At 63.6% G+C, this 6818-nt stretch carries 4 protein-coding genes and 2 pseudogenes; 3 read left to right on the top strand and 3 right to left on the bottom strand.

Features of this window, described 5'->3' with window-relative positions:
- Nucleotides 1-1281: pseudogene (gene istA / locus NF20_RS06460) on the bottom strand (IS21-like element ISMav1 family transposase); the annotation flags it as partial.
- Between the two features lie 506 nt (nucleotides 1282-1787).
- On the opposite strand from istA, the pseudogene NF20_RS06455 reads away from it, so the two are divergent.
- Both NF20_RS06455 and istB read left to right on the top strand, forming a co-directional pair.
- Nucleotides 1788-3148, top strand: a pseudogene (locus NF20_RS06455) (IS21/IS408/IS1162 family transposase).
- On the top strand, nucleotides 3145-3996 hold the full coding sequence (gene istB, locus NF20_RS06450) for an IS21-like element helper ATPase IstB (protein WP_033717233.1): 852 nt from the start codon (nucleotides 3145-3147) through the stop codon (nucleotides 3994-3996). Before NF20_RS06455 ends, istB begins: the two are co-directional and overlap by 4 nt.
- A gap of 731 nt (nucleotides 3997-4727) precedes the next feature.
- Here the strand turns inward: istB and NF20_RS27095 are convergent.
- Complete coding sequence (locus tag NF20_RS27095; protein WP_141244155.1) at nucleotides 4728-5087, bottom strand: hypothetical protein; 360 nt, start codon at nucleotides 5085-5087, stop codon at nucleotides 4728-4730.
- 230 nt (nucleotides 5088-5317) lie between these two features.
- On the opposite strand from NF20_RS27095, the gene NF20_RS06445 reads away from it, so the two are divergent.
- The gene (locus tag NF20_RS06445) at nucleotides 5318-6541 is read left to right on the top strand and encodes a tyrosine-type recombinase/integrase (protein WP_023900266.1); all 1224 of its coding nucleotides are present in this window, start codon (nucleotides 5318-5320) and stop codon (nucleotides 6539-6541) included.
- 12 nt (nucleotides 6542-6553) lie between these two features.
- On the opposite strand, the gene NF20_RS27590 is transcribed toward NF20_RS06445, so the two are convergent.
- On the bottom strand, nucleotides 6554-6818 hold a 265-nt coding region (locus NF20_RS27590; RefSeq protein WP_033717232.1), incomplete at its 5' end, for a hypothetical protein.

Here is a 6818-nt window from a genome sequence, read left to right as displayed (position 1 = left end):
AAGGCCGAGCAGAATGTCGAGTTCGGATTTCAGTCGGGTGTTGCCGATCGCAGCAGCACCGACGAGGAACTGCTGCGCTTCGGTTCCCAATGCGCAGAATCGTTTCTCTGCTTGGGTTTTCGGGCGAGGACCACGCGAGGGTGCGGGTCTGGGTCCGTCGTAGTGTTCATCGAGGATGGACACCTCACCTGGGCTGACGAGCTCGTGCTCGGCCACGATCACACCGGTCGCAGGTTCCAACAGGATCAGGGCGCCATGATCGACCACCACCGCCACGGTGGCACCGACGAGCCGCTGAGGCACCGAGTAACGAGCTGAGCCGTAACGGATGCACGAGAGGCCGTCGACCTTACGGCGCACCGACCCCGAGCCGATCGTCGGCCGCAGCGAGGGCAGCTCCCTCAAGACGGTGCGCTCGTCAACCAAGCGATCGTTGGGCACGGCGCAGATCTCCGAGTGGACCGTGGCATTGACCTCGGCGCACCATAGTTGCGCCTGGGCGTTGAGGGCACGTAGGTCGACCTGCTCACCGGCTAACGCAGCTTCGGTCAGCAGCGGCACCGCAAGGTCGTCCTGAGCGTAGCCACAGAGGTTCTCCACGATGCCCTTCGATTGCGGATCCGCACCGTGGCAGAAGTCCGGAACGAAGCCATAGTGGGACGCGAATCGCACATAATCCGGTGTTGGAACAACAACATTGGCGACGACACCACCTTTGAGGCAGCCCATCCGGTCGGCCAGGATCTTGGCCGGAACCCCACCGATCGCCTCGAGGGCTTCGGCGATCATCGCCAGCGTGGTCGAGGCTTTCTCGTCGGCGGCGAACCGCACAAACCGCCACCGCGAATAGGCCAGCACCGCGCAGAACACCATCAACCCCGGTGCAGCTTCGGCCCAATCCATCACCAGATAGTCACCGGGTGACCAGACCGCCGGACGGCGTTGATGCCGGTTAGCGTTGCGCCACAATACTTTCTGCTCGGCTACCAGGCGGCGGAAGTTACGGGCCGAGCCCTGATACCCGGCAGCTCGGGCGATCGGCAGCATCCGCTTCGCCGACATCTTGCCGTGTGATTTCTCGACTCGGGTGGCGACTAGATCGGTGAACGCGTCGAGGTTGCGTGGCCGTGGTTCCCGCGGGGGCGCGCCACCGGCCTCGGCCCGCTCGATGACCCGCTTGACCGTCTTGTGCGTAGTACCGCACAGCTCGGCCGCGCCGCGATACGACCCGACCTGGTGATACGCCGAAATGATGTTCATACGCTCCCTTGCAGACTTCAATAGAGCTCCCTGGGCGGTGATCAAGTGACAGTTGGCGCTATCACCGTCACCGCCCAGGCCCTCAGCTCCCGGAAAAGACACGACGAGCCCGCAAAGGAGTGGGGACTTCTACCTGGCCACCAGTGGGGACTTCCTACTGGCCACAGATGGGGACTTTCTCATGGCCATGGACATGGAGTACCGACGCCAACAGCAGGGGCTACTACCTCGCCGCATTCGAGGATGCTTGGTCTCGGTACGTCAAGGAACCTGAAGCCGAAACCCAAGCACAAGCACCGGCCGCCAACAACGGGCACCACATCGATGATGAATCAATTCTCAAGAGCACGAAAGTTGAGTTTTAACTTATGAAGTTTGAGCCGCCGCAGATGACCGCGCTCGCTGAAATTCCCCACTGATGCTCATCGAAATTCCCCATCCGTGTGGCTCCGCCGAGAAGGGCGGGCCTCCTTCGATGCTGCTGGTGTCTGATGCCAGTTGCTTCGTTGAAGGAGGCCCGCTTTCTCATGCTCACATGGGAGGACGATGTGGAAGTACATGCTCTACGCAAACGTGGTTGGACGATCTCGGCGATCGCCCGCCATACCGGGTTCGACCGCAAGACGGTCCGCAGATACCTCACCGGTGAGGGCAAGCCTGGGGAACGGGCCCGGCCGGGCCCGGATCCGTTTGACCGGTTCGTCGACTACGTCACCGCGCGTCTGCTGGAGGACCCGCATCTGTGGGCCCGCACCCTGTTCGATGAACTCGAAGACCTCGGGTTCGGCCTGTCGTATCAGAGCCTGACCCGCAACATCCGCACCCGGAATCTGCGGCCGGTCTGCCAAGCCTGCCGCACTGCCACCGAACGTCCCAACGCGGTCATCACGCATCCGCCCGGGGATGAAACCCAATGGGACTGGCTGGAATTGCCGAATCCACCCGCGTCCTGGGGATGGGGCAAGACCGCCAATCTGTTGGTCGGTTCCCTGGCGCACTCGGGCAAGTGGCGCGCCGCCTTGTCTGCCTCGACCGACCAACCGCATCTGGTTGCGGCTCTGGACCGCGTCGTGCGCGGCCTGGGCGGGGTGAGCCGAGTGTGGCGGTTCGACCGGATGGCCACCGTCTGCGATCCCGGCAGTGGGCGGGTGACGGCGTCGTTTTCCGGAGTGGCCAAACACTACGGCGTGGCGGTGGCTATCTGCCCCGCCCGGCGCGGCAACCGCAAGGGCGTGGTGGAAAAGATCAACCACACCGCCGCCCAACGCTGGTGGCGCACCTTGGCCGACGAGGCCACCGTTGAACAAGCCCAGGCCAGCGTGGACCGCTTCGCCCGGGTGCGTGGTGACACCCGTATCCGGGCTACCGCCGATGGTCGCTCGTCGGTGGCCACCGTCGCCAAAACCGAACCACTGCAACCGGTGCCGACCGTGCCGTATCCGGTGATCGTCACCGAACAACGGACCGCATCGCGGCAAGCGTTGGTGTCCTACCGCGGCAACCGCTACTCGGTGCCCCGGAGCTGGCCGCCGCCGCGGTGGTGGTCAGCCATCCGATCGGCGGTGAGTTCTGCGATATCGCCACCACAGGCGGGATCGTGATCGCGCGGCACCGCATGGCCACCGACGGGCTCGGGGTGATGGTCCGCGACAGCGGGCATGTCATCGCCCTGGACGCCGCCGCGCTGGCCACCGCGGCCACCGGGCGACCGCACCGCCGCAAGGAACGCATCCCACCCGGGCCGGTAGCCAAAGCCGCGGCCGCACAACTCATTCAACTCCAAGACGGTGGTTCCGTTGCTGCCGAACCCTGCACGCCGCCAACCGATTCCACTGTCATCGACCTCTCCGCTTATGAGCGGGCCGCCCAGAAAAGGACCCTGCAATGACCCCCACAGCACGCAGCCCCAAAACCACCCAGGCTGTCGTTGAGTCACCGTCGGCGGCGGCCAGCCGTTATCAGCAGCTGCGCTCGCATCTGGCCGAACTCAAACTGCACGCCGCCGCCGAAGCCCTCCCAGCAGTCCTCGACCAGGCCAGCGCCGACGGCCTCTCGCTCACGGTGGCCTTGGAACGACTGCTCGCTGTTGAGGTCGACGCCACCGCGGCCCGCAAACTGGCGGGGCGATTGCGGTTCGCCTGCCTACCGACCCCGGCCACCCTGGCCGACTTCGATATCGATGCCGCCGCCGGGATCGACCGGGCGTTGATCGATGAGCTGGGCACCTGCCGCTACCTGCAATCGGCGACCAACATTTTGTTGATCGGCCCGCCGGGCACCGGCAAAACACACCTGTCGGTCGGGTTGGCGCGGGCGGCCGCCCATGCCGGCTACCGCACCTACTTCACCACCGCCGCGGATCTGGCCGCTCGCTGCCACCGCGCCGCCATCGAAGGACGTTGGGCCACCACCATGCGGTTCTTTAACGGACCCACACTCTTGGTGATCGATGAACTGGGCTACTTACCGCTGCCGGCCGAAGCGGCCTCGGCGTTGTTTCAGGTTGTCTCCCAACGATATTTGAAGACCTCCATCGTGATCACCACCAACCGCGGCGTCGGCGCCTGGGGTGAAATCCTCGGCGACACTACCGTCGCGGCAGCCATGCTCGACCGCCTCCTGCACCGCTCGGTGGTCATCAACCTCGACGGCGAGTCCTACCGACTACGCGACCACCACGCCGCCGCCGAAACCCTGCGCCGCGCCACCACGGCAACCCGCCAACCGATACACTGACCCCCGCTCACAGGTGAGGAATTTCAGCGAGCACACCTGGGGACTTTCGACGAGCGCGATCACAGAGGCCCGTCTTCGCCTTCTGCCGACAATCCGCTAGATCCACAAGCTCCGCAAACCCCAAGTCAGAGCACGCGCTGCCTGGCGGCACTGGCGGCGGTTTGCGCCAGGATGCGGCACCCGCAACACCAACGGACCAGAGATGCACGACCGCGATCTGCCAAGAAGGGACTGGCGCGATGAACCATGACGAGAACAACATCATCGACGTAGAGGCCGAAGAAATCCGTGAGAGCGACTGCCTTCCGGCTGTCATTCCACCCGATGCATCAAACTCTGAAGCCATCGAACTGCCCAATCGGCAGGACACGCTCCTAGCTGATAACCCGGAGAGGAGGTGTGTGGCAACGAATAGCCGGGGCGAACGGTGCCGAAAGTTTGCGATTTACGGTAGCACGGTATGCCGGACCCATGGTGGCGCGACCAAGAGAGTCAAGGGAGGCTGCGCGCATCCGCGTGGAGAACGCTTCAAACCGCCTGATGGGAAAGCTCATTGAGTTCGCCTTTGACGACACCAAGCCGCCCGATGTGCAACTGAAGGCCATCCAAAACAGCTTGGACCGCGCTGGCCTAAAGCCACCAGCGGAAGTTGTACTGTCCCAGGGCGAACAGCCATCGCCCTTCGAGCAGGTATGGGACAGCATTGGCGGAAGGCCTAATGACGCTTTAGGTTACGGCGATTCAGCCGGCAACAGCACCGAATCTTTCACCCAAAGTGACGTTGCGTCCTTAGGCCGACCACCGACCCTGCACACCCAACCCGCACCCGAACCGGACACACTGCGCGCGCGGACATGCCCGGAAGGCAGTAGCAGCGTTAGCGCCGATTGGCCAGCTGATGAGCAGCCCCAGTCATCTTGGGATGGCGGGCCGCTGGACAGGGCAGGTCGCGCGAATTCGACCGCGAGAAGCGCCAGCAGCCACGCGAGGTGCACATCACCGGCGAGTTCGCCATGCGCCTGGCGAACGAAGCGAACCGGCAAGCTGGCGTGTTCGAGCAGCGAGCGATAGAGGACGGCGGTCGGGGTCACAGGAAGTACCGCAGGCCCTAATTCGAGCCATCTTTCGAGGTAGAGCGGTCGGCTATAAGTATTCGGTGAGGTGGGTGACGCTCGTCATTCGCCACAACCGACACCCGGAGAGAACATGAGCACAGCAAGCGTGAGCCCGTGCGCGATGAGTCGGGGCACCGACCGGCAAGACAAGGCAGACGTCCGAGACGTTCGACACCGAGCGTAAGGCGAAGGCACGCCTGAGGAAGGTGGAGGATGCCTTAGACGGCGCGAAGGGTATCGATCCCGGCAGCGTCAAGGCGAAGGCGAACACGCCGCTGGGCACCTATGCCCGGCAGTACCTGAACAGCCTCGTGGGGCAGATGGAGCCGACGACCATCGAAGGCTACGAGAAGCTGTACCGCACGCACATCGCGCCGGTGTTCGGTAGCAAGCCTGTCGCGGCCATCACCGCTGCAGATGTCGACAGCTTTCGGGCAAGACTTTTCGCCCCGCATGAGCGGCGCAGCTTTGTCACGCGAGGGAAGGCCGATCCGAGCCGCCCCGCCTCCCCCGCCCCGGTTGTGCACCGCAGCCCGAAGACGGTCAAGCACATCGTCGGAACGCTTAGACGGATACTCGATGTGGCCGTACGGGACGGTGCCTTGACATCCAACCCGGTGCTTCCTGGCCCGCGTCGAACCACTAAGCGCAGGACCGCCACAGGTACACAGCCGTTCGCACATCACCCGCTGACCGCCAATCAGGTAGCGGCGGTGCATGAATGGATCGCTCGCGAGAAGGGTAACGCGGTGTACGCGCTGGCCGTGCTGTTCGCGGCGCATACCGGAGTCCGGGCCGCAGAGCTCCAGGGTCTGCAGGTTGGCGATGTGTCGCTATCGGATATCCCCGGAACGGTCGGCAGTATCCGGATTGTCCGCACCATGAAGCGGGCAAGGCCTGAGGGCTCAGAGGCAACCGCTCCGCTTGAGTGGGTCGAAGGCACGCCGAAAAGCGACGCCTCAACGGATCGAGTAGTGCCTCTCGCGCCGTGGCTGACCGACGAGCTACGCGACCACCTGACTAAGGTTCACCCGTTCGCCGGCAAGCTGCGCGACACCAACGGCAAGAGGCATCACATACCGCACGCGCCGCTATTTCCTGGTCGGCGCAGCCGCTCGGCGTTTGACTGGGCTAAGCCAGTGGTGGCCGACAACCTGTACGACAACTACCTTCAGCCCGCCTGCGCGGCACTCGGCCTAGGATCCGTACGGTTCCACGACTTGCGGCATACGTTCGCCACCATGAACCTGAGCGCCGGGGAGCACTACATGCAGGTGTCGAAGTGGCTGGGACACTCCAGTTTCGTACTGACGCTATCGACCTACGCCGACTACATCACCGAAGACGAACTGGTGGCGCCGAAGGTAGGCCGGGGAACAGCAGGCGCCAGCACCAAAATTGTTCCGTTGAAGCGTCGTTCGGCGGGATGAATAACCCACCGTCTACTCTGTCCTGTCGTTCGGCTTCAGGCCGGACACCCACTTCAGGTTCTTGAGATCGTCCCATAGCCAACCTACCGCGATGTGCGTGGCTGGCTTCTTGTCGATGATGTCGAATCGACCTGTGGAGATCGAGAACGAATCCGAGAATGGTTTCAGGCCAGGCGTGTTAGCGATGTACTCAAAGTACGCATCACCAAAAGCTTGCTTGTCGTCTCGGATTTCGGCTGACCGCGTCTCATCGTTGATCGTGATGTTCACTGCGTTG

This window comes from Mycobacterium sp. MAC_080597_8934 (genome assembly GCF_000523975.1).
GTDB lineage: Bacteria > Actinomycetota > Actinomycetes > Mycobacteriales > Mycobacteriaceae > Mycobacterium > Mycobacterium avium.
This window is presented reverse-complemented; position numbering and strand designations above follow the sequence as displayed.

Coding starts and splice junctions, on each gene's coding strand:
- istB (WP_033717233.1), top strand. CDS start 3,145: ATGACCCCCACAGCACGCAGCCCCAAAACCACCCAGGCTGTCGTTGAG.